Source organism: Pollutimonas nitritireducens, assembly GCF_002849615.1.
GTDB lineage: Bacteria > Pseudomonadota > Gammaproteobacteria > Burkholderiales > Burkholderiaceae_B > Pollutimonas > Pollutimonas nitritireducens.
In genome coordinates, this window is sequence record NZ_PDNV01000004.1 from 226591 (window position 1) to 253089 (window position 26499).

The 26499-nt window shown below is 57.6% G+C and carries 24 protein-coding genes; 17 read left to right on the forward strand and 7 right to left on the reverse strand.

The features are described from left to right. Positions 1–53 precede the first annotated feature (53 nt). From CR155_RS07380 to ada, 11 genes are all read left to right on the forward strand, one after another. Positions 54–263 carry a cold-shock protein gene (locus tag CR155_RS07380; protein WP_073102334.1) on the forward strand — a complete coding sequence of 70 codons (210 nt, stop codon included), beginning with the start codon at positions 54–56 and terminating at the stop codon, positions 261–263. 71 nt (positions 264–334) lie between these two features. Continuing rightward, positions 335–1264 carry a 23S rRNA (adenine(1618)-N(6))-methyltransferase RlmF gene (rlmF, locus tag CR155_RS07385; RefSeq protein ID WP_233213999.1) on the forward strand — a complete coding sequence of 310 codons (930 nt, stop codon included), beginning with the start codon at positions 335–337 and terminating at the stop codon, positions 1262–1264. Between the two features lie 48 nt (positions 1265–1312). Beyond that, complete coding sequence (gene panD / locus CR155_RS07390) at positions 1313–1726, forward strand: aspartate 1-decarboxylase (RefSeq protein WP_102069352.1); 414 nt, start codon at positions 1313–1315, stop codon at positions 1724–1726. 65 nt (positions 1727–1791) lie between these two features. Next, on the forward strand, positions 1792–2688 hold the full coding sequence (locus tag CR155_RS07395; protein ID WP_102069353.1) for a LysR family transcriptional regulator: 897 nt from the start codon (positions 1792–1794) through the stop codon (positions 2686–2688). Positions 2689–2781: 93 nt separating this feature from the next. Further along, positions 2782–3591: a putative hydro-lyase gene (locus CR155_RS07400; RefSeq protein ID WP_102069354.1), complete on the forward strand. Its 810-nt coding sequence runs from the start codon at positions 2782–2784 to the stop codon at positions 3589–3591. Between the two features lie 162 nt (positions 3592–3753). Next, a complete protein-coding gene (locus tag CR155_RS07405; RefSeq protein WP_233214038.1) occupies positions 3754–4770 on the forward strand; it encodes a TRAP transporter substrate-binding protein in 1017 nt (338 codons plus the stop codon). 63 nt (positions 4771–4833) lie between these two features. Beyond that, on the forward strand, positions 4834–5454 hold the full coding sequence (locus CR155_RS07410) for a TRAP transporter small permease subunit (RefSeq protein WP_102069356.1): 621 nt from the start codon (positions 4834–4836) through the stop codon (positions 5452–5454). Continuing rightward, on the forward strand, positions 5451–6734 hold the full coding sequence (locus tag CR155_RS07415; protein ID WP_102069357.1) for a TRAP transporter large permease: 1284 nt from the start codon (positions 5451–5453) through the stop codon (positions 6732–6734). The genes CR155_RS07410 and CR155_RS07415 overlap by 4 nt, the downstream gene beginning before the upstream one ends. A gap of 70 nt (positions 6735–6804) precedes the next feature. Beyond that, complete coding sequence (locus CR155_RS07420; RefSeq protein ID WP_102069358.1) at positions 6805–7488, forward strand: DUF2848 domain-containing protein; 684 nt, start codon at positions 6805–6807, stop codon at positions 7486–7488. A 20-nt stretch (positions 7489–7508) separates the two neighbouring features. Beyond that, on the forward strand, positions 7509–8855 hold the full coding sequence (locus CR155_RS07425) for an amidase (protein WP_102069359.1): 1347 nt from the start codon (positions 7509–7511) through the stop codon (positions 8853–8855). Between the two features lie 75 nt (positions 8856–8930). Then, on the forward strand, positions 8931–10082 hold the full coding sequence (gene ada / locus CR155_RS07430) for a bifunctional DNA-binding transcriptional regulator/O6-methylguanine-DNA methyltransferase Ada (protein WP_102069360.1): 1152 nt from the start codon (positions 8931–8933) through the stop codon (positions 10080–10082). Between the two features lie 91 nt (positions 10083–10173). On the opposite strand, the gene CR155_RS07435 is transcribed toward ada, so the two are convergent. After that, on the reverse strand, positions 10174–11301 hold the full coding sequence (locus CR155_RS07435) for a two-component system sensor histidine kinase NtrB (protein ID WP_102069361.1): 1128 nt from the start codon (positions 11299–11301) through the stop codon (positions 10174–10176). Between the two features lie 27 nt (positions 11302–11328). Beyond that, entirely contained in the window at positions 11329–15516 is a 4188-nt protein-coding gene (locus tag CR155_RS07440; protein WP_233214001.1) for a CheR family methyltransferase, read from the reverse strand. Between the two features lie 119 nt (positions 15517–15635). Between CR155_RS07440 and CR155_RS07445 the strand changes: the two genes are divergently transcribed. Then, on the forward strand, positions 15636–16991 hold the full coding sequence (locus CR155_RS07445; RefSeq protein WP_102069362.1) for a PQQ-dependent sugar dehydrogenase: 1356 nt from the start codon (positions 15636–15638) through the stop codon (positions 16989–16991). On the opposite strand, the gene CR155_RS07450 is transcribed toward CR155_RS07445, so the two are convergent. The 3 genes from CR155_RS07450 to CR155_RS07460 all read right to left on the reverse strand — a co-directional run bounded on the left by CR155_RS07450 (position 16943) and on the right by CR155_RS07460 (position 19090). Further along, complete coding sequence (locus tag CR155_RS07450; protein ID WP_102069363.1) at positions 16943–17938, reverse strand: SDR family oxidoreductase; 996 nt, start codon at positions 17936–17938, stop codon at positions 16943–16945. The two genes, CR155_RS07445 and CR155_RS07450, sit on opposite strands and share 49 nt — an antisense overlap. Before the next feature lie 9 nt (positions 17939–17947). Then, positions 17948–18514, reverse strand: coding sequence for a DUF4142 domain-containing protein (locus CR155_RS07455; protein ID WP_102069364.1), 567 nt, complete (start codon positions 18512–18514; stop codon positions 17948–17950). 105 nt (positions 18515–18619) lie between these two features. After that, the gene (locus CR155_RS07460; protein WP_102069365.1) at positions 18620–19090 is read right to left on the reverse strand and encodes a hypothetical protein; all 471 of its coding nucleotides are present in this window, start codon (positions 19088–19090) and stop codon (positions 18620–18622) included. A gap of 93 nt (positions 19091–19183) precedes the next feature. Here CR155_RS07460 and CR155_RS07465 point away from each other — a divergent pair, with 93 nt between their 5' ends. Next, the gene (locus tag CR155_RS07465; RefSeq protein WP_102069366.1) at positions 19184–20464 is read left to right on the forward strand and encodes an SDR family oxidoreductase; all 1281 of its coding nucleotides are present in this window, start codon (positions 19184–19186) and stop codon (positions 20462–20464) included. Further along, positions 20464–20934, forward strand: a complete 471-nt coding sequence (locus CR155_RS07470) for a DUF2269 family protein (RefSeq protein ID WP_102069367.1) — start codon at positions 20464–20466, stop codon at positions 20932–20934. The genes CR155_RS07465 and CR155_RS07470 overlap by 1 nt, the downstream gene beginning before the upstream one ends. Before the next feature lie 39 nt (positions 20935–20973). Here CR155_RS07470 and CR155_RS07475 read toward each other — a convergent pair whose 3' ends face one another. Next, positions 20974–21570, reverse strand: coding sequence for a lipocalin family protein (locus tag CR155_RS07475; RefSeq protein ID WP_233214002.1), 597 nt, complete (start codon positions 21568–21570; stop codon positions 20974–20976). 252 nt (positions 21571–21822) lie between these two features. On the opposite strand from CR155_RS07475, the gene CR155_RS07480 reads away from it, so the two are divergent. The 3 genes from CR155_RS07480 (at position 21823) to CR155_RS07490 (ending at position 25626) form a co-directional block, all read left to right on the forward strand. Further along, positions 21823–22785, forward strand: a complete 963-nt coding sequence (locus CR155_RS07480) for a TAXI family TRAP transporter solute-binding subunit (protein ID WP_102069368.1) — start codon at positions 21823–21825, stop codon at positions 22783–22785. A 108-nt stretch (positions 22786–22893) separates the two neighbouring features. After that, positions 22894–24945, forward strand: a complete 2052-nt coding sequence (locus tag CR155_RS07485) for a TRAP transporter permease (RefSeq protein WP_102069369.1) — start codon at positions 22894–22896, stop codon at positions 24943–24945. Positions 24946–24999: 54 nt separating this feature from the next. Continuing rightward, a complete protein-coding gene (locus tag CR155_RS07490) occupies positions 25000–25626 on the forward strand; it encodes a pseudouridine synthase (RefSeq protein ID WP_102069370.1) in 627 nt (208 codons plus the stop codon). A gap of 133 nt (positions 25627–25759) precedes the next feature. Here the strand turns inward: CR155_RS07490 and CR155_RS07495 are convergent, their stop codons facing one another. Next, positions 25760–26446: a type 1 glutamine amidotransferase domain-containing protein gene (locus CR155_RS07495; RefSeq protein WP_102069371.1), complete on the reverse strand. Its 687-nt coding sequence runs from the start codon at positions 26444–26446 to the stop codon at positions 25760–25762. Positions 26447–26499 lie beyond the last annotated feature (53 nt).

Consider the following 26499-nt stretch of genomic DNA (forward strand, 5'->3'; position numbering starts at 1 on the left):
CCTTGACAGTCTTTTGCAGAGCATGTCGCTCGTCTTTTTAGGGATCGCAAGAAATGGCAACAGAAACTGGTATTGTTAAATGGTTCAACAACGAAAAGGGCTTCGGCTTTATTACGCCTGAAGCCGGTGGCAAAGATTTGTTTGCTCACCACACCGACATCGTCGGCACAGGTTACAAGTCGCTCGAAGAAAACCAACGTGTTTCTTACGAAGCAGCTGAAGGCCAAAAAGGCCCACAAGCCAAGAACATCCAAGTTATCTAAATATAACTAGGTTGGTCAAAGCCCGCTTTCGAGCGGGCTTTTTTTATGAACCTTATTATCCCCGAGCCGCCTTGCTACATCCCCGCAATCGCCACCAGGGTCGATACGATTTTGGCGTGTTGACCGCCAATAGCCCACAGTTGTCCGCCTTCGTCATCGCAACCGCGATTGGCGAGCCCAGCATAGACTTTGCAGACCCCGCCGCGGTCCTGGCCTTGAATCGAGCGCTGCTGAAAGCGCATTATGGCGTTGGCCACTGGGACATACCCAAGGGATATCTATGCCCGCCCATTCCTGGCCGCGCCGACTATATCCATTACCTGGCTGATTTGCTGGCAGACAGCAACGCCGGTTGCATACCTCGCGGCCCAAGAGTGCGCGTACTGGACATCGGTGTCGGCGCCAATGCCATCTATCCGCTCATCGGTCATGCGGAGTACGGCTGGCGATTCGTCGGTTCGGATATCGACCCCGTAGCGCTGGCATCAGCCAAATCCATCATAGCTTCCAATCACCAACTTGACGATGCCATCGAATTACGGCGTCAAAAGACCGCCGACCATATATTGGCGGGTGTGGTGAATGCCGGTGAGCGATTCGACCTTACCATGTGCAACCCGCCCTTCCACGCCTCGGCCTACGACGCCCAGAACAGCTCTGAACGCAAATGGCGAGGCCTGGGAAAAACACGTCCTGGAAATAAGCCGCAGTCATCGAATTTTGGCGGCCTGGGCACTGAACTTTGGTGCGAGGGCGGCGAAGCTCTCTTCATACGACGACTGATTCAGGAAAGTCGTGAGGTGCATGATCAAGTCTACTGGTTCAGCACTCTGGTATCCAAAGAAAGCAACCTTCCAGCGGTCTTACGCGATCTCAAGAAAGTCGGCGCTCCATTCGTGCGGACTGTGGAAATGGCACAGGGTCAGAAAAAAAGCCGCTACGTGGCCTGGTCCTTTCTTCATGCGTCCGCCCAGCGCGCGTGGCACGAGCAAGGCGGATGACTCAAAAATAACTACAATACCCGCCTGTATCCCCATAGAGAAACGAAAGTGAGAAAAGTTGTCCGCGGCAAGCTGCACGGGATCCGTGTCACCGGTGCCGACCTGGAATATCATGGCTCCATCACCCTGGACCCCGACCACTGCGAAGCCGCGGGCATCCTGCCCATGGAGTTCGTGGACATCTGGAACAAGAACTCCGGCGCCCGCATCAGCACCTATGTCATCTACGGCCTGCGCGGGTCCCGCTGCTGCATACTGAACGGTGCCGCGGCGCGCACCTGCCAGCGCGGCGATGAGGTCATCATCTGCAATTCCGCGTATGTCACAGAAAAAGAGATTGAAGAGATCAAGCCGGTTGTCCTGACGTTCAATCCCGATAATTCCATCAATGAGCGTCTGGGGTATAGCGTCTCGCGCGACGAGCAAAACCGCCTCACATTCGATATCCTGAAATTCGACTGAGGTCGTGAGTACACAAAGCAGCCTGGCAATGAATTTGTGGAGGGGCAGGGCCAATCAATAATTCAATGGATTTCAAGCAAATTGACGCCTTCGTCTGGGTTGCGGAATTAGGCAGCTTTCGTGCCGCTGCGGAAAAACTCAATACCAGCCAACCCGCGATTTCGCAACGGATAGCGGCGATGGAAGCCGCCATGGCCGTTCGACTGTTCGAACGGGGCGCACGCGGTATAAAGCTGACAGAGAAGGGTCAGGAGCTGCTGTCCCATGCCCGGCGCATGCTTGCCTTGCGCAACGAGATGCTTACGGTAGCCAAGGCCCAAAACGCGGTACGCGGCACATTGCGCCTGGGTTCCGCCGAAACGCTAGTGCAAACGTGGCTGCACCACCTCATTGAAGCGCTGCATCAAAAATACCCCGCTCTGGTTGTCGAAATACACGTGGACACAACCCATGTACTCAGCAGCCAGCTGGCTGCCCATCAAATCGATCTCGCCTTGCTTGTGGGCGAGTCGCATGACGGGAAAGAAGAATCCCTGCACTTATGCGATTACGAGCTTGCCTGGGTGGCCAGCCCCGCCTTGAAACTGCATGGCAGGAGGGTGTCGGTCACCGAATTGGGCAAGCATCCGGTCATCACCTACCCTTCGGCCAGCCTCCCGTACCAATCGGTCAAGACCTTGCTGACGCAAGCCGGCATCAGGGCGCCCCGAATCTATGGTTGTGGTTCCTTGAGCACGATTGTTCAGATGACGTGCAGGGGAATCGGACCGAGCGTCATTGCGCCCGCCGTGATTTCCGAAGAAATAGCACAAGGCAAGCTGTGCGTGCTGGATGTCGAAAACGCGCCCGACACGCTACGCTTTTATGCCCGGTGGATGTCGTCATCGGACGACCATACGGTTCGCACCGTTGCCCTGCTTGCGCAACGTATTGCAAGAGCCGGCAAGGGCAGCCATAAGTAAACCTTATCGGCCCACATGCTGGATTTCTATTGGACAGCGGACGTAAGATAGTATGCAATTCGAAGCTGTACAACCACGCTGGTGGAGCTTCCAATGCAACCTCTCGAGAACGGTCAAAAAACGCTTGCGTCAGACGCTCAACGCTGCCGCGCAGCCATACGTCTTGGCACACATACAGGGCCCACCGCTGGCCTGGCGCCAGGCTGTGTGCAAGCCAATCTTATGATCCTGCCTCAAGACCTTGCCAATGAGTTCCTGTTGTTCTGCCAACGCAACCCGAAGCCCTGCCCCTTGCTCGCGGTTACCGAAGCGGGCCAGGCCACCGTCCCATCAATGGGAGAGAGCATCGATGTTCGCCAGGACGTACCAAAGTATCGCGTCTGGCGTGACGGAAAACTGGCGTCCGAGCCTTCCAGCCTGATGGATCTGTGGCGGGACGACCTCGTCACTTTCCTGATCGGTTGCTCGTTCTCGTTTGAAGAAGCGCTGCTCGTCGACGGCATCGACGTTCGCCATATCAGCCAATCCACGAACGTTCCCATGTACCGTACGAATATCGCCACGAACGGAACCAAACGCCTGCATGGTCCATTAGTCGTGTCGATGCGCCCCATGCCGGCTGCTGACGCCATCCGGGCCATACAGATAACATCACGGTTTCCATCCGTGCACGGTGCTCCTGTTCACCTGGGCGATCCCACGCTGATAGGCATCCGCGACATCAATCGACCCGACTATGGCGACCCAGTAACGATACACGAAGGCGAAATACCGGTGTTCTGGGCGTGCGGCGTGACTCCGCAATCCATCATACAGACGGTCAAACCCGAATTCAGCATTACGCATGCCCCCGGCCACATGCTGATCACCGATATCAGTAACGCTCGCCTGGCTTCCTTCTAACGCATTACCGGCAGGCTGGGCCTGTTAACAAATTTGGTTTGGATAGTGCCGCTTTTCCCGACGTCCATACAACAGTGGATACGGTTCCTTTTCCCTTGGTCGATACTCAGGAGATCTCTTATGAAACGTTTACTTCTTTCAACGCTGGCCGTCGGCACTTTAATGGCGGGCCCTACTGCCATGTCCCAACAAAAGGTCGATAATCTTCCAGCGACCCAGTTACAGGTCGTCGGAGGCCTGAGTAATCTGACGGCTTACCAGAATGCCGAGCAGCCCTTCTGGACCAAAACGGTCCCGGAGCTCTCGAACGGAAAAGTCACCGCCACCATCAAGGGATTCAACGAGATGGGACTGAAAGGTCCGGAAATCCTGCGACTGATAGGCCAAGGAGTCATTCCCATCGGGACGGCTACGCTGGCTTACTTTGCCAGTGATAATCCGATCAACGAAGCCATCGATCTGGCCGGGCTGGCCCCCGACGTAAAGGTGGCCCGCGAGATTACCGAGGCTTTCCAGCCGGTTTACGAAAAATTCTACGAAAAGAACAACATCAAGGTCCTGGGCTTCTCAACTTATCCGGCCCAGGTTCTGTTTTGCAACGCCGACATTTCGGGCCTCTCGGACATCAAGGGTAAGAAAGTCCGCACTAGCAGCCGCACCACGGCTGAATTCGTCCAGGCACTGGGCGGCACAAGCGTGACAATCGCCTTTGGTGAGGTTGTCCCCGCGTTGCAAAATGGAGTCGTGGACTGCGCCATTACAGGATCCATGTCGGGCTATTCCGCAAAATGGTATGAAGTGGCCACACACTTGTATTCCCTGCCGATCAACTGGAACCAGCAGATCCATGCCGCCAACCTGGCGTATTGGAACAAGCTGGATCCCAAGGTTCAGGATTTCCTCCAAACCAACATCAAGTTCATGACCGACAAAATCTGGGACGCTGCAGCCAGGGAAACGCAGGAAGGCTATGACTGCAACACAGGTGCGGCTGCCTGCTCGCAAGCGGTGAAAGGCAAGATGAAGCTGGTACAACCCAGCGAAGCCGACCGCGAGCTTCTGAAAAAGATCACCGTGGAAACCGTAATACCCAAATGGGCGGCGCGCTGTTCCGAAGAATGCGTCAAAGATTTCAACAGCACGATCGGGAAGAAACTGGATATTGTTGCGGCCAAGTAGGCGTTTATCCCATAGGCTGTCGCCATACCGGCGACAGCCATGCTTTCCTAATGGGCGATCATTATGACAACACAAGAACGCGATCACATACTGGACCGGCTTCTGCGCGTGGCAAACTCATTGTCGCGCGCAGCCATCTGGGTAGCTGGCGGCCTCACACTGGTGAGTGCGCTTTATATCACTGCCGACGTCATAACCCGCAAATTCTTCGAACTTTCATTGGGCGGCTCGGATGAGCTCTCCGGCTATGCTTTCGCCATAAGCATTTCCTGGGCTTTGGCATTCGCCACATTGCAGCGCGCAAACATCCGCATCGACGCCTTGTATCAACTGCTTCCTATCCGTTTGTGTGCGCTGCTCGATTGGGTGGCGCTGGTGGCGCTGGCGGTATTCATCGTGTTTCTCACCCGCTATGCCGGCGAAGTCGCCATGACATCGTGGGACCGCGGAGCCACGGCCAATACAGTCATGGCGACCCCCTTGTGGATACCGCAAACGCTTTGGGTGGCAGGGCTGGCATGGCTTTGCATCGTGCTGGTGCTCATGCTTGCGCGATCATCCGTGGCCTTGGTCACAGGTGACATCACGACGGTAAGGAATATTTGCGGCATACGCAGTACGCAGGAAGAGGCTGTCGAAGAGGCCGAAACCGGCAAGCGCATGGTGCACGGAGAAATGCAATGATCACGACATCTCTTGTGCTCTTGTTGGTTCTTATCGGTATCAGCATCCCCGTGGGCGCCGCCCTGGGCATACTGGGCTTGATCCTGGACCCGCTCTATTCCATGCTGCCGCTGACGCGCGCCTTGGGGGAAGTCTCGTGGAGCACCAGCAATGAGTTCCTCCTGGTGGCCATACCCCTGTTCGTCATGCTCGGAGAAATCCTGCTGCGATCCGGGCTGGCAGAACGCATGTACAACGCGATGAGTCTCTGGCTGTCGTGGCTTCCGGGGGGGCTTATGCATGCCAATATCGGCGCCAGTGCCTTGTTCGCAGCCACATCGGGATCCAGCGTCGCCACCGCCGCAACCGTTGGCACAGTGGCCATTCCACAGATCGCGAAAAAAGGATATAACGAATCCCTTTTCCTGGGCAGCCTCGCCGCGGGCGGGACACTCGGCATCCTTATCCCCCCTTCAATCAATCTGATCATCTACGGTGTGCTGACCAATACCTCGGTGCCAAGGCTATATCTGGCCGGGATCGTCCCGGGATTGCTGATGGCGGCGCTGTTCATGCTTGTCATTGCGCTGGCCTGCATGGCCAAGCCCAGATGGGGCGGTGAAAAAATCTCGGCAACCTGGGCACAGCGCCTTGCCAGCCTGGTTCATTTGCTGCCGCCCCTGGGAATTTTCATACTGGTGGTAGGGTCGATCTACGCAGGAATTGCCACGCCGACCGAAGCGGCCGCCCTGGGTGTCGTCGGCGCGCTGATTCTCGCTGCCAGCATGCGCCGCTTGACGCTGCCCATGATGCGCGAGGTCCTGGAAGGCACCATGAAGTCGACGGCAATGATCATGCTTATTGTGGTCGGTGCCGCGTTCCTGAATTTCATCATGTCGGCAACCGGACTCACCAATGCCATCACCAGCACAATCTCTGGCCTTGATGTCACGCCCATGACCATGTTGTTGATCCTGGTCGTGTTCTACCTGGTGTTGGGCTGTTTCATGGAAACCCTGTCGATGATGATCACCACTATTCCTATCGTCACCCCGATCATGATCACCATGGGGTTCGATCCGGTATGGTTGGGCATCGTCATCATCATCTTGGTCGAGGCTGCCCTGATTACTCCCCCAGTCGGCCTGAATCTTTTCGTCGTCCAGAGCTTGCGTACAAGCGGCAGCATGAACGACGTGATGCTTGGCAGCCTGCCCTTCGTGCTTATGCTGCTTGGCATGGTGGGCATACTGGCCTGGCTACCGGATCTTGCGCTCTGGCTTCCCAGGGTATTCAGTTAAAAAAGGCGGGGCACCCGATCATGCCCGGCCGCCATGCGCTTTTTGTATCAACTCATTTACGAGCTCTGCCATGAAACTTTCCTTCCAGCTTATCCAATCCGACCAGACAAGTACGGTCGATGTCAACATCAACTCCTTCATCGTGGCCGGCTGGGCCGGTCGCGATAAGGACGCCATTGAACACCATATCGAAGAGTTGGCCGAGCTGGGTGTTCCCCGTCCCAGCGCCGTACCCCTGTACTACCGGATCGCAGCCAACCAGCTTACGCAGGATACGAACGTTGAAGTGGTCGGCGACGGCTCGTCCGGTGAGGCAGAGGTGTTCATTTTCTCGCACAACGGTCAAGCTCTGGTAAGCATGGTGTCGGATCACACCGACCGCAAGCTGGAAGCCCACAGCGTCGCACTCTCGAAGCAGTTATGCGTCAAGCCGGTGGCTGACGTCGCCTGGGCCTACGATGAAGTCGCCGACCATTGGGACGAACTGGTACTGCGATCCTGGATTGAAGAAGACGGAGCAAAGGTGTTGTATCAGGAAGGACCGCTGGCTTTATTACAACCCCCCCTGGATCTGCTGCAGGGTTACTTCGGAAACGCACAGATACCCGAGCATAATGGCATGGCCTGCGGCACTGTGGGCGTGATTGGTAAAATCAGGCATGCGCCAACGTTCACCATGGAACTTTTCGACCCCCGCCTTGAACGCAGCATCAAGCACCGCTATACCGCAAGCATCCTTCCGGAAGTCGCCTGAAAGCCCCCACAAGAGAACTTATGCCAGCCACCATCCTTGAACTCCAACGACTTCTCGCCACCGGCGCCACAAGTTCAGTCGAACTGACCAAGGCAGCGCTCCAACGCATTGCCGCGCCTGAGGGCGAGGGCCGCCGCGCCTTTACCGACACCTATGGCGAACAAGCGATGGCAACCGCGCAGGCTGCCGACACCCTGCGCGCGGCCGGCATTGTGCGTTCCGCCATAGATGGACTGCCCATTTCGGTCAAGGACTTGTTCGACGTGCAGGGAAAAACCACTATGGCTGGTTCGGTAGTGCTCAAAGACATGGACCCGGCACAGCATAACGCGGTTATCGTCCAGCGCTTGATCAATGCGGGCGCCGTTATCGTGGGTAAGACCAATATGACGGAATTTGCCTTCTCGGGCCTGGGCATCAATCCACACTACGGTACGCCCAGCAGCCCCTGGGACCGCGAAACAGGCCGGATACCCGGTGGTTCGTCATCCGGCGCGGGCGTGTCAGTGGCGGACGGCATGTGCGTCGCGGCAGTGGGCACCGACACAGGAGGTTCCGTGCGCATACCCTCGGCCTTTTGCGGACTGGCGGGCTTCAAGCCCACCGCGCGCCGCGTGCCCGCCGACGGCGCCATCCCTTTGTCGACCAGTCTGGATTCCATTGGTCCCCTGGCCGCGTCAGTAACGTGTTGCGCCATACTCGACGCCATCCTGTCGGGCCGGGCTTATACGGCACCGGTCGCGCCGGAAATGTCGCAACTTCGCTTCGGAGTGCCATCTTCGGTCATACTCGACGGGGCCGACGATCATGTTCGCGGGGTATTCGAAAAGGCTCTACGAACCATACAAAGCCGGGGAGCACGAATCGACACCATCGAATTACCGGAATTCGAACAGCTGGCCCACATCAACCGCCTGGGCGGATTCGTATGCGCGGAGGCCTGGGCATGGCACAAGGAACTGCTTGAACGGCATGCCGACCAGTATGACCCACGCGTCGCCTCGCGCATTAAGCGGGGCAAGGACATGTCGAGCGCCGACTATATCCAGCTGCTGCAGATTCGCCAGAAATGGATCGCGTCAGTGGAATCACGCCTGACACACTACGATGCCTTGCTGATGCCGACTTCGCCCATTGTCGCCCCAGCGATCCAGGCCCTGCAGGCATCGGACGAAGCCTATTTTGCGGCAAATGGCCTGATTCTGCGCAACCCCACCCTGATCAACTTCCTGGACGGATGCGCGCTTTCCATACCTTGCCATCCCACGGGCTCCGCCCCGGTAGGCCTGATGATCGTTGGCACGGCCATGCATGATCGCCAAGTCCTTGACGTTGGGATGGCGCTCGAAGAAAGTTTTCGAGTTTGATCGCAAGAGCCGGAGTGTGTGCGTTGGCTGCAACAACTACAGTGGAGCCATCATCCGCCCTGGAGGTAAATAGCCATGATTGTTCAACCTCACTCCGACCGCAGTGCGGCCAACACCGTTGAGCAGGACCCCCGCTGGGCTGCCGTCCAGGCTCGCGATCCCGCTGCCGACGGGAATTTCGTCTATGCGGTCAAGACCACTGGCGTGTATTGCCATCCCAGCAGTTCGTCACGGCATCCCCACCCTGCCAATGTTGAGTTCTTCAGCACGCCGCAGGCCGCCGCAGCGGCGGGGTACCGCCCCAGTCGCCGCGCATCGCCGGATCACACGGCAATGGCAGCCCGGCGCGCCAAGCTGGTGGCGGACGCGTGCAGGTATATCGAAACCGCGTACAACATGCCGACCCTGGCCGACCTGGCCGCACGCGCCGACATGAGCCCGCCTCACTTCCACCGTGTCTTCAAGGCCGAAACCGGCCTGACTCCCAAAGGTTATGCCGACGCCCATCGCGCCGCAAGGTTGCGGTCGACGCTAACCCAGCCAGGTTCCATCACTGATGCCATCTACGATGCCGGCTTCGGATCAAACAGCCGCTTCTACGAAGCTTCAGATCGAATGCTGGGTATGCGGCCAAAAGATTATCGCGCCGGCGGTGTCAACACGCAGATTCGCTTCGCCGTCGGCGAATGTTCGCTGGGATCCATACTGGTCGCTCAGAGCGCAAGAGGCGTCTGCGCCATTTTGATGGGCGACGATCCGGACCGGCTGGTTCGAGATCTGCAAGACCAGTTCCCCCGGGCCACCCTGGTCGGAGGCGATGCCGATTTTGAACGGCTTATCGCAGAAGTCGTCGGCTTCGTTGAGTCTCCTTGCGTCGGACTAAATTTACCGCTGGACGTGCGAGGCACTGCATTCCAGCAGCGCGTCTGGCAGGCTCTGCTCGAGATTCCCGCTGGCACGACCGCCACCTATACAGAAATAGCGTCGCGCATCGGGATGCCGACAGCCGTGCGCGCAGTGGCCAGCGCCTGCGGCGCGAACCGGCTGGCGGTCGCCATTCCGTGCCACCGTGTGGTGCGGCGCGACGGAAGCTTGTCGGGATATCGCTGGGGTGTGGACCGCAAACGCCAGTTACTGGAGCGGGAAGCCGCACTACAACCTGATATGCCTGGGCATGGCGTGAACCAGACAGGGATCACCGAGGCCGACGTCGAACAGCGGCCATAGGTCGGGCGCCGGCTCGTTCACGCGCCATCCGGCGCGCAAGTCGTAGCGTTCTCGGCCAACGTGTTGCGTTCTTGCAGGGACAAGACGATGATCAGTGCGGCACCGGACTGGCAAGTGGAAGATGGATGGTGACCGTAGTGCCACGTTGCTGCTGGCTTTCAATCGTCACGAACCCGCCCGAACTACTGGCCATGGCATAAGCCTGGCTAAGCCCGAAGCCGTGCCCCTTCTTGTCCTGCTTTGTGGAAAACAAAGGCTCGAAGACCCGTGGGATCAGATCTGGCGGGATTCCTATTCCGTCATCGTCAAACGAAATGCCTACGTAAGCGCCCGCCCGGACACCAAAATTGGCGGCACTGGCGTGATCCAGGTCCTGGACAGTCGTTGAAATAATGACGCGTCCGCCTTGAGACATGGCTTCGCGCGCATTATCAATAATATTTGTCATTGCCGTGACCAACTGGTCAGGATCGACGCAATAACACCACGCCGATGGCGCAGGTGGAATCGTGACAACAACCCGGTCACCGGCATGGCTTATGAGGTCAAGCTTAGCAGAAGCCATAAGCTGGTCTATGCCGACCACTTTCATTTCGGCCTCCGCGGGTTGGGAAAAGTCCATGAGATGATGGGTCAGCGCGACACCACGTTCCACGCCATGGCTCATTGCGGAAAAAAGCCGATTCGCCCGCTCACCGTCAATATGCTCGCTGAGCATTTCAAGGCTGGCTCCGATCACCATCAGAAGGTTATTGAAATCGTGGGCGACCTCACGGGCCATATGGCCCAGCGATTGCATTTTTTCCGTGTGGCGCAGTTTTTCACGGGCAAGATGTTCGGGAGTTACGTCCGCCACAACACCAGCAATACCGGCGAGTTGCTCGGCGCGATAATAAGCCTGGCCCGTCAATCTGATCCAGCGTATGGTATCGTCATCCACCCGTTGTATGCGCTTTTCGAGCGCGATCATCCCCTGTGAGGGTGCTTGTTCGAATGCCGCGGCCACCGAATCGCGGTCATCGGGAATGATGCGGGCGAGAAGAACATTCAGAGGTGCCCTGCGGTCGGCACGAGTACTGCCCCATATCCTGTCGCACTCAGGCGACCGCCAGAGGCTGCCCGTTGCCAAGTCGAGATCCCAGCATCCTACGCCTGCGGCGCGCAGTGCATGCTGCACCAAGTCCGTTTCATTGCCTGGCTCTTGCGTTGGAGAAGTCATCACTGCGTAATCCTTGACTTTTTCTGATCAAGATCTCCGCTTGTGTATGGCTCCAAGCTTGGAGATCAACTCATCCATGGGTACCGGTTTGCACAATTGGTCGGTAAAACCGACCGCACGCGCCTTTTCACTTTGCCCATATCCTGTTAATGCAATCGCCGGCACATCCGCGTTGCGGGCGCTTCTACGCAGGCTCGCCAACAATGTATAGCCATCCATATTAGGCATGCCCAGATCAGACACTAGCACATCGAAATCGCCGCTATGCAAAAGTGCCAGCGCCTTCGAGCCATCGCTTGCGGTCGTTACGATCGCGCCGCGCATTTCGCATAAGGCACTAAGCACATCCAATATTTCTTCCGAGTCATCCGCCAACAGAATGCGCATACCCTGCAGGCTGTGCTTCTGCGGCGCGCCGCCAACTGCTGCCGAGCGGGCTTCCTGCCTGCGTAGCGGCAACCACAGACTGAAGGTCGACCCGCGCCCTTCGCCTTCCGATGCCGCGGCCACGCGACCTCCGTGCGCATTGGCCAGCTGATCTACGAGAGCAAGTCCAATGCCCAGCCCTGACCGGGCACGCGTTTCGTTGTGCTGCCGATTGACCTGCTTGAACATGTCGAAGATGCTGTCGAGAAACTCCTTCGCGATGCCGATGCCGGTATCATGCACGTCCAAACGAACCCAACAGCCATCCTCATGGCTCAGCGTCACCGTTACGGTGCCTCCACTTGGCGTGAATTTCAAGGCGTTATTCAGCAAATTCCACACAATCTGCTCTATACGGGTGACATCGCCTTCGATGTTGAAGATCGCGTCTTGATCCACACCTTCGATTACCAGCGTGATCTGACTATCGCGAGCCTGCGGCTGCATCGCTTCCACAGCCGAGGTGACAATGTCGGCCAGACTAATCAAACTTCGATTCAAAGTGAGCTTGCCGGTTTTCACCCGGGAAAGGTCAAGAAGATCGGCAATGATCTGCGCCTGGCTGCTCACGGACCGGCGTATGGAATCAACGGCCTTGACGGCATTTTTCGTGGCAAGCACTCCGGGGGAGCGCGAAAGCAGGTCGGCATTCAGCTGGATCAGGTTCAGGGGATGACGCAGTTCGTGGGACATGACTGCAATGAACTCATCCTTCAACATATTCGATGCCTGGGTTTGCTGAAGATGGGTTTGCTGTTCGTCTCGCTGCAACCGTTCGTTGGTGAGGTCGCGCGCAATTTTTGCATATCCGATCAACTTGCCGTCAAGCAGGGGATGGACGACCCCGCTGCAATAAAAACGCGAGCCGTCTTTACGGATATGCCAGCGTTCGTCGGCGGCCCGTCCCTCCTCGCGTGCCTTACGCAGCTCTTCCTGCGGGACACCGGAAGCACGGTCTTCAGGGGTGAAAATGATCTCGGACGGCTGCCCCAACGCCTGTGATGCCTCGTAGCCAAACATGAGTTCCGCCGCATGGTTCCAGTCCGTTATCCGGCCCGCCGTGTCCATCGTGATAAAGGCGAACTCCGTTGTGCTGTCAACCAGCAGGCGTATACGCTCCTTGCTATCGCGCAGGCGTGCTTGCGCACGCCGCAATTCAGTGATGTCGACAAAGTTCACTACCGCACCGTCTATTCTATCTTCGGCGGTCCGGTATGGAAGGATACGGGCAAGATAGCTGCGGCCGTCGACACTGTGAACTTCCCGTTCAACCAGACGCAGGGTGTCGAACGCATGGGCCGCATCGGCCATTAAGCGCGGATACTCGAGCCGATGAGTAATATCCATCAGTGAGCGACCGATATCCGCCTGGATAAGGTTGAACAGCGTGGTCGCTTTCGGCGTGAACCACTTGATCCGCATGTTCCGATCGACAAAGATGGTCACGATATCGCTGGATGATATGAGATTTTGAAGATCGTCGTTTATCTTGACGGTTTCAATGACCTTGGACTTGAGCTCATCATTAACTGTGGTGAGCTCTTCGTTCATCGACTGCAGCTCTTCCTTGCTGGTTTCCAGCTCTTCGGTCGCCGATCGCAACTCTTCATTCATTGCCTGGAGCTCCTCGTTCGAGGCTTTCAATTCTTCAGTAGACGTCTCGGAACTCTCGACCGTTTGCTGAAGCTGCTCGGCAAGAACCTGCACCTCTTGTTCCAGCGCCTGCAAGGCCTTATTGTGAAGCTCGTTCGGGGACTCGACCGCAACCCCGGTTGCCGACACTTCGTTTTCATCAAAAATCAGCAACACCAATTGCTTGTTCCATTCCGCGTCCTTGAAAGGCTGCACCACTATTCTTATGTTTACGTTCTTTTCATCCTGCCGGATCTGTAGGGTGCGAGTATGTGTCGGTTCCCGGGTCTTGAGCGCTTCCAACACCGCCATACGAAGATCCGCCCGCAATCTCGAATGAACCAGGGCGAGCACGTTATACGAAGGAACACCCCCTGCCTGACGCAGGAATCGGCCTGCCGCATGCGACAGGTGCACTATCTGGAAAGCCGGGTCGATCAGGATGCTGGGGGGGCCGTAGAGATCCAAGGCGCGTTGATGCGCACCCGAATAGGAGTGGCTCCTGTCGTGAATGACGCGTGCTGGCACCACGGCATGGGATGCCGTGGTCAGGGAACCTTGCTTTGCCGTATAGAAGGCCGGACTCACCGTCGCTGCGGTTGGCGTACTCCGATAGATACGATTCTTCTTGTCCACGACAGTAAATAGACCTTCGGCGGCGTCCGGCGTTTCAGACGAGCCAAGGAACAAGTACCCGCCGGGCCTCAACACCGAGTGAAAGACTTTCAGCACCTCGCGCTGCGCGTGGCGATCCAGGTAAATAAGCAAATTTCGGCATGCAATCAACCGCAGGCGGGAAAAAGGCGGATCACGAAGCACATTATGCGGAGCAAACAGTATGCTCTCACGGATGCTCTTTACAATTCCATAACGCGATCCTTCTTTAATGAAATATTGGCGCAAATAAGCCGGGGGAACATCCGTGACAATGGTTGCATCGTAAAGTCCTTTGCGTGCCATGGAAATCGCATGGTCGTCGACATCTGTTGCAAAAACCTGCGTCCTGACTGCGGTGCTTCGCAGTTTGGCTTCGGCGGCCAATACGATGGCCAGCGAATAAGCCTCTTCGCCTGTCGAACAGGCCGGGACCCAGATTCGGATATCACTTTGCTCGTCGGCGGCCTGCTGGAACAAGAGCGGCACGACTTCGCGCTCGAGCGCTTCGAACGCCTCGCGATCACGGAAGAAATTGGTCACGCCGATGAGCATATCGGCGAGTAACGGCGCAGTTTCGCTGTGCTGCCGTTCAAGGAGTGCCAGGTAGCCGGGCAGATCGCTGACCGCCGTGACCTGCATCCGGCGCTCAATCCGTCTTAGCACCGTGGCGCGCTTGTAGTATTGGAAGTTATGGCCGCTACGTTCGGCCAGCAGCTTCAGCACTTTGGCCAGGGCGGCTTCGGCTTCCCCAGCCTTTTCCTGGGATGTGGGCAAGCGGGAAATATCTGCGACCTTGTCTTCACATGGCAATTCGATACGTTGTGCATTCCTCCATAATTCAAGCAGTTTCTGCGGCATTTCGACCGCGGGCATGACGAAATCGACCACGCCATGGTCGATAGCGCTTTGCGGCATGCCATCGAATTCGGCGTCTTCGGGCAGCTGTGCGATGGTCAGTCCGCCTTGCTCTTTTACACGGGCCATGCCCACCGCGCCATCCGCACCGGTACCGGACAATACGATCGCAACAGCACGAGCTTTGTGCGCATCAGCCAATGTGCGGAAAAACAAGTCGATGGCAACCTGTCGCTGGGGGGGGCGGTCTGCCGCATTGACCTGGAGATGGCCGTCCACCATTTCCAGGTTCAGCGCAGGGGAAATTACATAAATGTGATTCTTTTCTATCGCGGCAGGAGCAGCCACCTCCAGCACAGGCATGCTCGTGACCCGTTGAATGATTTGGTCTACGTTGCTCTCGTGTCGGGGCGACAAATGCAGAATCACGACGAACGCCATGCCGCAATCGGCAGGCATATTCTCAAAAAACCGCAGCAGCGATTCGAGTCCGCCCGCCGAGGCACCCAGCCCTACAACCGGAAACGGTAAAGGTCCCGGCGCGGCAGGCGCAGGTTTGTTTGTCACTGTCATGATCTGTTTATGTGCCATGGCTGTCTTGACATTGGGGCCAGCATCCCGCCCAGGGATGGAAGCCAACGACATTCAATCAGTCATTGTTGCACAGCCCGCCGCCACAGATCAAAGCTATGAATCTCTTGGCCGCGGGCATGGCACATGCTCGCGTTCATGGCACATGACCGACCACCTCCCAAGGAGACACAATGCGTCGTCCCATTGGTTTTCGCGCGCCCCTACTCGCCTCGATACTCAGTCTTACCGGGTGCGCCGATATGTCGAAACTGCCCGAAAGTGCTGCTTACGGGCCGGACCCACAGCTTCCGGAGCCACGCCGACAGAAAATTCCCACGGTACATGTTGCAAAAGCAATAGGCTGGCCACCGTCAGCGGCACCGACGCCTGCGCCCGGATTGGCCGTACAACGCTTTGCCGGCGACCTGCAACACCCTCGCTGGCTCTATGTCCTCCCCAATGGCGACGTGCTCGTCGCGGAATCCGACGCGCCGTCGAAGCCAGAGAAGAACAGAGGCATACGCGCCCGTATCATGGATCGTGTGATGAAGTATGCAGGATCTCGTACTGTGAGCCCGGATCGCATCACCCTGCTGCGTGATGCGAATGGCGATGGAATCGCCGAAGTACGCAGTTCGTTCCTGGAGGGCCTGAGCTCGCCATTCGGGATGGAACTGGTCGGTGACTTCCTGTATATCGCCAACACTGACGCACTGCTGCGCTTTCCGTATACTCCTGGCACCCTCAAAATCAACGAACCAGGCGTGAGAGTCACTGATTTGCCGGGAGGTCCGATCAATCATCACTGGACTAAAAACGTTATTGCCAGCCCCGACGGCACCAAGCTGTATGTCGCCGTGGGGTCGAACAGCAATGTCGGGGAAAACGGCATGGCTAACGAGGAGCGTCGCGCCGCGATTCTGGAAGTCGATGCGATCAGCGGGGTGTCGAAAGTATTTGCCTCCGGCCTGAGGAACCCCGTCGGCATGGCCTGGGAACCAGTGACCGGGGTGCTATGGACGGTGGTCAACGAGCGCGATGAAATAGGTAGCGATCTGGTGCCCGATTACCTGACTTCGGTGAAACCTGGCGGATTCTATGGGTGGCCCTATAGCTATTATGGCAACCATGTCGATCCGCGGGTACGTCCTTCTGATCCCGCGCAGGTAGCCAGAGCGATCAAACCGGATTACGCGCTTGGCAATCATACGGCTTCGCTTGGACTGACCTTCTACCAGGACCGGCTGCTGCCTGAGCGCTATTGGGGCGGCGCGTTCATAGGACAGCACGGCTCCTGGAACCGCAAGCCCCATAGCGGGTATAAAGTCGTTTTCATCCCATTTTCCAAAGGACGTCCCTCAGGACTGCCCGCTGACGTACTCACGGGCTTCCTGAACGAGAATGGAGAGGCCCAAGGCCGGCCTGTCGGCGTGGTCGTCGACCGTGATGGGGCACTCCTGGTTGCGGACGACGTGGGCAATACCGTGTGGCGGGTCACTCAAAAACCGGGACTGCCTGTTATGGGGAGCACCATCCCGGTGATGTAGCTAGAACATACCGGCGAGGCCAGGAATACATAGGCAGGCGACAATTCTTCTGGCTGGGCCGGCCGACCCAGCGCGGTCTTAGCGCCGAACGATGGAAGTTTTTCGGCCGGCTTGTCGGCCGGGTTCAGCGGTGTCCATACGGGACCCGGAGCCACCGCATTGACCCGTATCCCCTGCTTTGCAAGATTCGAAGCCAGCGACATCGTAAAAGCATGGATCGCCCCTTTTGTGGTCGAATAATCCAGCAGTTGACCCTGTCCTTGCAAGCCGGTGACGGACCCCGTATTGATTATCGACGAGCCCTCCTTGAGATGGGGCAATACCGCGCGTGCCATATAGAAATAGCCATACACATTAGTGCGCATGGTTTCATCGAAGCGCTCATCGGTGATGTCAAGCAGGGAATCCGCGTGTTCCTGGAATGCCGCATTATTTACCAGAATATCGATCTTGCCAAAGGCGCCTACCGTCTTTTCCACCGCGTCGCGACAAAACGCAGGATCTTTCACATCGCCCGGAATCAGGATGCACTGTTTGCCTTCAGCCTCGACATGACGGCAGGTGTCCCTGGCGTCCTCGTGTTCGTTCAAGTACACGATCGCTACGTCGGCGCCCTCGCGCGCAAATAGCACGGCGACGGCACGGCCTATGCCCGAATCTCCTCCTGTGATGATCGCCGATAGTCCATCAAGCTTGCCGCTGCCTTTATAGGCCTCAGCCAGAAATCTCGGCTTCAGATCGAGATCCTGTTCACGTCCTGGTTTTTCAAGGTGCTGCGCTGGCAAGGGTGGAACTGGATAATCGCGTGCCCCAGCCTGGGACACGCTGTTCTCGTCCGATGGTTCCCCTTTCTTCTGTTTCGCCGCATCCCGTTGGTCCTGTTCATCCTGGATGCCGCGCTGTTTTTGGGCCGTCCTGTCGGCAGCATCGCTAGTATCGTCTGTCATGAGAGCTCCTTACTTGGCAGGGTCCACTTTCTGTTTCAATGTCCTGGCCATTTCCAGATGCTCCTGGAGCGCGGGCAGCTTCTCGGCTGCAAAGGCCTTGATCTCCGGATCCTTTGCTTCAGCCGAAGCTTCCTGGAACAGTTCCACGGCATCCTCGTGGGCGGCTACGCCGATCTGATTCACATAGCGTTTATCGAAGGAATCGTCCATTGCGCTCAAGGCCTTCAGCTTAGTCCTTTGGACCAGCGACGGTTCCGTAGGCAGCGTATAACCCTTGCTCCTGGCCAGCGTTTCAAGCTCCTTGCCCACCTTGGTGTGATCGGCGATCATTTTCTCGGCAAATGCCTTTACGTCGGCATCGGTGGCCTTGTCTTGCGCCAGCTTGCTTCCCTGGATTTCCGTAAACCCGGACTGTGCTGCGGATTCCAGGAAGTCCTCATCGTTGTCGTCGAGCTGTGCGGCCGCGCTTTGACCTGCCGGTGCCGGAGTGGTGGGCGCCGCCTGCGCCATGAGTGCGCCGCATAGTGTCATGGAGCCATAGGCAAAGGTACTGATGACTGCTGTACGTAGGTTCATCGGTCTCTCCTGTCGCTAAAAGGATTGTGTCTCGCAATTAGCAATTTACGGTCCCGCAGCGAGTGAGGAGGACAATCGGCCACGGATTCACGTCATCCCTGGCCGTCAATCCACCTTGCGGTCCAGCAAGGTATGCAACGCCAACCCAACTCCAAAGGCAACGTAGACGACAAAGAGGGATTTTTTGCTCAGCTTGCGCTCGAATCCGGGGGTAAGGCGCTCGGGGGTGCATTGCATGTCGACGGCACATGCAAGTGCTGAGACTGTCAGCGCATCGGTGATAGCCTGCGTCTTCGTGGACGCCCTCCCGTGCCTGAGTGCCAGCTTTTCATAGAAGACAGCCCAGAATATCGAGGCGGCATGATGAATGGCGTAGCCGGCAAGGCTGTAGCGCAGGCTCGCCTTATGCTGACGCAGGGCCTTGTCTTTCCATAGCCAGTGGCTGACCGCATTCACCGGAGCGATGGCGCTGCGGGTGTCTCGCACTCCGCCTGCCAGCAATGCCACACTGGAACCCAGGCTCGCATAAGAGCCGGATACCATCGCCCGCTTCAACAGTTTTACGATTGATTTCATATCTGACTCCTGGCCAGGAACGCTTCAACCTGGAATAGCAATTTACGAACCTTCCGTGCCACGGACTGTTCGACTCAATGAGACGAGGCCAATTTGAAAATATTACTCACGGGAGCTTCCGGATTCATCGGGCGAAACCTCGTCACCGCCCTTTTATACGCGGGCCACAGCGTGGTTTGCGCCGTTCGCACGCCGCCTGCATCGCCAAGTCATCCAAATATTTCCTACGTCAGGATAGATTTCAACAACGCTATCACACCAGGAGCCTGGAGCGTGGCGCTCGATGGTGTGGACGTGGTGGTCAACACCGTTGGAATCCTGCGAGAATCGCCGACACGAACTTTCGATCTGATCCATAGGGCAGCCCCCACAGCGTTGTTTTCGGCGGCGGCCGAGGCCGGCGTGAAACATATCGTACAGATATCGGCCCTGGGTGCCGATGAAAATGCACGTAGCGGCTACCACTTGAGCAAAAAGGCCGCCGATGAATTTTTGCTACGCCTGCCGCTTCGAGCCAGCGTCGTCCAGCCTTCGCTGGTGTACGGGCCCGGGGGCGCCAGCGCCGCCTTGTTCGAATTGTTCGCCAGCAGTCCGTTGACCATGCTGCCGGGCGGCGGGCGCCAATTGATTCAGCCGGTGCACATCGACGATCTCGTCCAGGCATTACATGCGCTTATCGAGTCTACACAGGGTGGTTCACGCCGCATTGCGATGGTGGGGCCAACGCCCATCACCCTCCGAGACTTCTACAGCACCTTGCGCAACGCCATGGGGATAAAGCGGCGTGCGCACTTCCTGGCAGTTCCCATGCCCGTTATGCGGCTTATTGCCCGCGTTGGAAGCCGATTGCCGGGCGGTTTCCTGGACATCGACACGCTGGACATGCTGGAGCGAGGCAACACGGCGCCACCTGATGAGATCAACTCTTTGCTGGGTCGCCTTCCGCGACCCGCAAGCCAGTTCGTACCACCGGCTTATGCGCGCCCTGCTGGTATCCAGGCGAGATCGCGATGGCTGCTGCCCATCCTGCGTGTCAGCATTGGGCTGGTCTGGTTGGGCACTGGCGTTGTGTCGCTAGGCATATATCCGGTCGAGTCCAGCTACGCGCTCCTGGCGCGTACGGGGATGCCCGAACCGCTGATGCCTTTATTTCTGTATGGCGCCGCAGCACTCGATATTGCGCTTGGCATTCTGACACTGCTGCCCAAGCGATCACGATGGCTTTGGGCCGGTCAAGCCGCCCTGGTTCTCGGGTACACGGTCATCATTTCATGGAAGCTGCCGGAGTTCTGGCTACATCCTTATGGGCCGGTGTTGAAGAACCTGCCATTTTTGGCCGCCTTGTGGATCCTCTACGAACTGGACGAGCGCTGATGGAATACCTGATCGCAAAATGGCTGCATGTGCTCACTTCGACCCTCTTGTTCGGCACTGGAATAGGCAGCGCCTTCTACTTGCTCATGACCAGCCTGACTCGTGAACCCCGCGCCGTTGCCATTGTTGCACGTATCGTCGTCATCGCCGACTGGCTCTTCACCGCCACCACGGTCGTCGCCCAACCGCTCACCGGCTATTGGCTGGTGAAACTCGCGGGCTACCCATGGTCTGCGAGCTGGCTTAAATGGTCCATTGTCCTGTATGTCGTTGCCGTGGCGTGCTGGCTGCCGGTCGTGGCCATTCAGATGAAGCTGCGCGATCTGGCGCAAGCCGCCGCTTCCAATGCGACCACCTTGCCAGCGGCTTACTGGCATTACTTCCGAATGTGGGTGGCACTGGGCATCCCGGCATTTTTCGCCTTCGTGGCCGTCTTCTACCTGATGGTCGCGAAACCCGCCACGTTTTGACATACGCGTTATTGGCAGTCTTCAGCCCCGGCTGATGAGTCAGTTCTGCGAAGTTCTCACCACCTGCCCCACAGGAAATCCCAAGGTTTTCGCGTGGTCGAGCAGCGCGTCAACCCTGGTCGCATCCGCTGCCTTATCTCGGCTAAGTACCCAAAGATACTTCCGATCAGGTGTTCCCACCAGTGAATACTGATAATCTCCTTCCAGTCGGATTATCCAGTAGTCGCCCCATACCGCTGGCAGCCACGAAAGCCAGCTGGGTGCGAACCGGACCTTCAGTCGCGCAGGATCCGCATCGGATCCATCCTGCGCAAGGCGGCCCAGGCCCTCGGCCAATTTCGTACCGCCATCCCCGCTACGGCATTGGTTGATCACGCGGATCCTGCTATCGGGCAACACTGTATACGTGGCCTGTACTTCACCCACGCACGATTTCTGAAAGCGGTTCGGCAGTCGTGCCTGCTCGTACCAGACCCCGGCATAGCGCTCGAGGTCGACATCCGATTGCGTCGTCAGGGGTGGATTCCTTGCAGTGTTGCTGGCACAGGCGGACAACGCCGCGATCGCAACAGCCGCCGCGATAAGCAGCGGCCATCGCTGTCGGGTTGAACGGGGCACCATCGAGTTTCGGGTCATAGGCAGCTCCTTGAAGAAATTAAGACAGCAACGAGTATGCCCGGCTTCAATCATAGCTGCCTGGCCAAAGCGGCCACAGTGTTTCGCCCCTGATGCTGGCGCACTGTGGCTCCCTATAAACGCCAATTGACGTCTACGGCCTTGCAGGTTACACCCGTATCGGAGGCACCCGGTCTGAGCGGGTCGCCTTTATAAAAACGTGTTGCCCATGATGGCGCCACATACCGACAGCTAACGCAGGAGGAGACAAAAATGAAAATCTCGGTAAAGCGGTTCGCATTGATGCTGTGCCTTCCACTGGTGGCGTTGCAGCCAGCCATGGCGGAAAATATTTCTATCGCCACGGGTGGTACAGGTGGCGTCTATTATCCGATCGGCGGCGGCATTGCTTCCGTGCTTTCAAAAAAAGTACCGGGCATGCAAGCGACGGCAGAGGTCACGGGCGGTTCGGTCGACAACCTGAAACTCATCGATGGCGACGCGTCGTACATCGGACTTAGCATGTCCGATGCCGCCCAAGACGCGTACAAGGGCGAAAATAAGTTCAAAGGTCAAAAAGTACCTCTGCGCACACTGATGATTCTCTATCCCAACCGTATGCACGTTGTAACGGTGGAAGGACGTGGCATCAACAGCTTTACTGACCTCAAGGGCAAACACATTTCAACCGGCGCGCCCGGGAGCGCCACCGAAGTCATGGCGTTCCGCCAGCTCGAGGCGGCCGGTCTGGACAAAGACAAGGACGTAAAGCGGGAGCGCCTCAGCGTGGCCGAGTCGGTCAATGGCGTCAAAGACAACAAAATAGATGCTTTCTTCTGGGTGGGAGGCTTGCCCACTGCCGCCGTCACAGATCTGGCCAACACACCCGGCACCAAAATCAAGCTGATTGACAACGCCGATCTGGTGCCGAGCATGAACGAGAAATACGGCAATCTGTATATTCAGGACGTGATTCCCAAAGCGACCTACCGGGGCATGGACACCGACAACAAACAGGCGACAGTCATGAACATCCTGGTCGGCAGCGAGAAGATGGACGACCAGACTGCCTACAACATCGTCAAGACGATCTTTGAAAGCAGGGACGACCTGATCGCGGTGCATAAAGACACCGCCGAGTTCAAGCTTGAAAACCAAAAGGCCGCGGCGTCGCCCATTCCCTTTCACCCCGGTGCCGTCAAGTATTTCGAAGAACGCGGCGTCAAGCTCAATTAACCGCAGCGCACCGCCCCAGCTGATGCATCAGCTGGGGTTTTTTGTTTGCCCCGCCCCTGCGGACGACGACGGCACACAGATGCCGAACCACACTTATGAGACTCCACCATGAGCGATATCGTTGAATCGAAACCGGACATCGCAGTAAGCAAAGAAGCGTTGCTGAAGGCCGAACAATACATCGAAGAAGAAGAAGGCGCGGCCAACCATCTGGAGGGTTGGCTGGGCGTGTTCCTGTCCACTGTCGCGGTCGTGATGTCCCTGTTTCATATGTTTGCCGCGTATGCCATTGTTCCAACCCAAACGTTGCGCCCGGTGCATGTGGGTTTTGTCCTGTTTTTGTCATTTTTGCTGTTTCCGGTCAGCAAGCGTTTCCGGCACCGCATCATGTGGTGGGACTGGCTGGTATCACTACTGTCGATTGCCATTGTCGTGTACCTGATACTCGGCGGCGACGACTTCACCGACCGCAACACCCGACCTGATCCGTGGGATATTTTCTTCGGCGTGGCGCTGATCCTGCTGGTGCTCGAAGGTATGCGGCGCACCATCGGATGGATTCTGCCTGTCATATCGATCTGTTTTCTGCTTTATGCATTCCTGGGTGCCTACCTGCCCTCACCCTGGACACATAAAGGCTATGAAATCGGCCGGGTCGTCGGTTTTATGTACATGTCACTGGAAGGCATATACGGCGTCGCGGTCGACGTATCGTCGTCGTTGATCATACTGTTCACCATTTTCGGAGCCTTCCTGCAATTCTCGGGCGCGGGGAAGTTTTATATTGATTTTTCCTTTTCTGCCATGGGAGGCAAGCCCGCCGGCGCCGGGCGGACCGTCGTGCTGTCGTCCTTCTTGCTTGGCGGACCGTCGGGCTCAGGCGTGGCAACCACGGTTACGCTGGGCACCGTGGCCTGGCCCATGCTCTCCAAGGTCGGCTACGAACGCAACGCCGCTGGTGGCCTGCTGGCCGCCGGCGGCCTGGGCGCCATCATTTCACCTCCCGTCATGGGCGCCGCAGCGTTCATCATTGCCGAGTTCTTGAAGATATCCTACCTGGATGTGCTGCTGATGGCAGTCATACCGACCACCCTGTTTTATCTTGCCCTATTTCTCATGGTCGAAATCGATGTACGCAAATACGGCATGGGGCAGACGATATTCAAAAAAGTGGACACCGTATGGAATTTGACACGCCACTACTGGTTCCACTTCCTGTCGCTGATTTCCATCATCGTCTTCATGATGTGGGGCTTTTCGCCGGTGCTTTCGGTATTCTGGGCCACCGTTGTGTCCTTCCTGACCAGTTTCCTGCGTCGAGACACAGCAATGATTTCCTATGATCTGTTCCAGGGCAAAGGGTCCATCTCACACCATTTTTTCCAGTCGCCGCTGATTCAGGCCCTGCGCGCAGGTTCGGTTGGAATGCTCGGCGTGGGTGCCACCTGCGCTGGCGCAGGAATTATCGTTGGCGTGGTCACCTTGACAGGTCTGGGGCTGAAGTTCAGTGGCATCGTGATCGACTATGCGGGGGGTTCCCTCCTGCTTACCGCCATATACACCGCGTTGGTGGTATGGGTCATTGGCCTTGCTGTACCGGTGACGGCGTCGTACATCATCTGCGCGGTCATTACTGCGCCGGCCTTGATCAAACTGGGCGTGCCGGATTTTGCCGCCCACATGTTCATTTTCTACTATGCCGTGCTGTCCGAAGTGTCGCCGCCGACGGCATTATCGCCTTTTGCCGCTTCCGCCATCACCGGAGGCGATCCATACAAAACCACCATGCAGTGCTGGAAGTACACCATACCCGCATTCCTGGTGCCCTTCGTTTTCGTGCTTGATCCCAGCGGCCAGGCCTTGCTGCTCATGGGTTCTACAGATGCGTTGGCCATGGCCAATCCCTGGGAAATAGCAAGGGTCACCCTCACCGCCGCTGCAGGTATTTTTGCCCTCGCCGTGGGGTTCCAGGGGTGGTTGCTGGTGCGCGCCACCGCGGTCGAGCGTACGTTCCTGATCGCCGCCGGATTTGCGCTGGTCTATCCGGGTCCCGTGTCCAACCTTGCGGGGGCTGCGCTGATAATCATTGCGCTGGCCTCCCATTGGCGTCGCGGCTGGAAACACCGGCCCCTGCAAGGCGAAAGAGCCAACTCCGGATGAGCCCATGAGAAGTCCGCGTTACACTGATCCTCTTAATTTGCGGGACATCGCCGTATGCCTTCTCCCTTTCGCTCCGCATCCTTGCTCCATCACCGTAAGCCGGGCGTGCGCCGGACGGCAAAAGCGCCGCCCGCCGAACCACGACTGCTGTTGCTCAACAAGCCATTCGGCGTTTTGACGCAGTTCAGCGACGAAGCCGGCCGTGCAACGCTCAAGGACTTCGTGAACGTCCCCGACGTTTACCCTGCGGGGCGTCTGGACCGGGATAGCGAAGGTTTACTGCTACTGACCAACGACGGCCGCCTGCAGGCACGCATCACCGATCCAAAAAGCAAAATGGCGAAAACGTATTGGGTGCAGGTAGAGGGCGAGCCCGATGCGCGGCAGTTGCAAGGTTTGCGGGATGGGGTCGAATTGAATGACGGACTTACCATGCCTGCACGGGCCAGGCTGCTGGACCCGCCCCAATTGTGGGAACGCGATCCACCGGTGCGTTTCCGCAAGAACCTCCCCACAACCTGGCTCGAGCTGATCATCCAGGAAGGCCGCAATCGCCAAGTGCGGCGCATGACAGCCGCCGTCAACCTGCCGACCCTGCGCCTGGTAAGGGTGCAGGTCGGCCCTTGGTCGCTGGATGGCCTGCAGCCAGGACAATGGCGGGAGCTCCCGCCCGTTCTCTAGGCTGTCCCGTTATAAAAAACCTATCCATCTGCCCGCCAGCACTGCCCCAAGCCAGATAAGCAGCGATGCGGCGGCATGCGCCCGTACTGCCCACAGAGTTGGCATGTCCGCGCGCCTTCTTTTGGCTACGCGCTTATCTTCCTTTGCGCAACTGATTCAGCAAGGCCTCTGCTGTCGCACCGGACGAAGCGGGGTTCTGGCCAGTGATAAGCAGTCCATCCACGACAACATGCGGCTCCCAGTCCGCCACCTTGGAGTAATTGCCTCCGCTGGCCTTCAACATATCTTCAACCAGGAAAGGCACAACCTTGGTCAGGCCGACAGCCTCTTCTTCGGTATTGGTAAAACCCGTCACGTTTTTGCCTTGTACCACCGCGCCGCCATCGTGCGTCTTGACGTGACGCAGCACGCCTGGTGCGTGACAGACTGCTGCGACGGGCTTCCCGCCGGCTAGCGCCGACTGGATGATGCCTATGGAAAAGGCGTTTTCAGCCAGGTCCCACAGAGGCCCGTGGCCACCAGGATAGAAGACGGCATCGAAATCGGAGGCCGCAATACCGGATAACTTGGCGGTATGAGCCAGCGCGGCTTGCGCTTCGGTGTCAGCCTTGAAGCGACGTGTGGAGTCGGTTTGCGCCGCCGGTTCGTCGCTGGACGGATCTATGGGAGGCTGCCCCCCCAGCGGCGACGCGATTGTGATATCGGCGCCGGCGTCTTTGAAAACGTAGTACGGCGTTGCGAACTCTTCGAGCCAGAACCCTGTCTGGCGGCCGGTAGCGCCCAGCTTGGAATGCGAAGTAAGCACCATCAGTATCTTCATCTTGACCTCCTGAACACTGCCTGCATTATCGTCAAACAACACTGCATCATAGA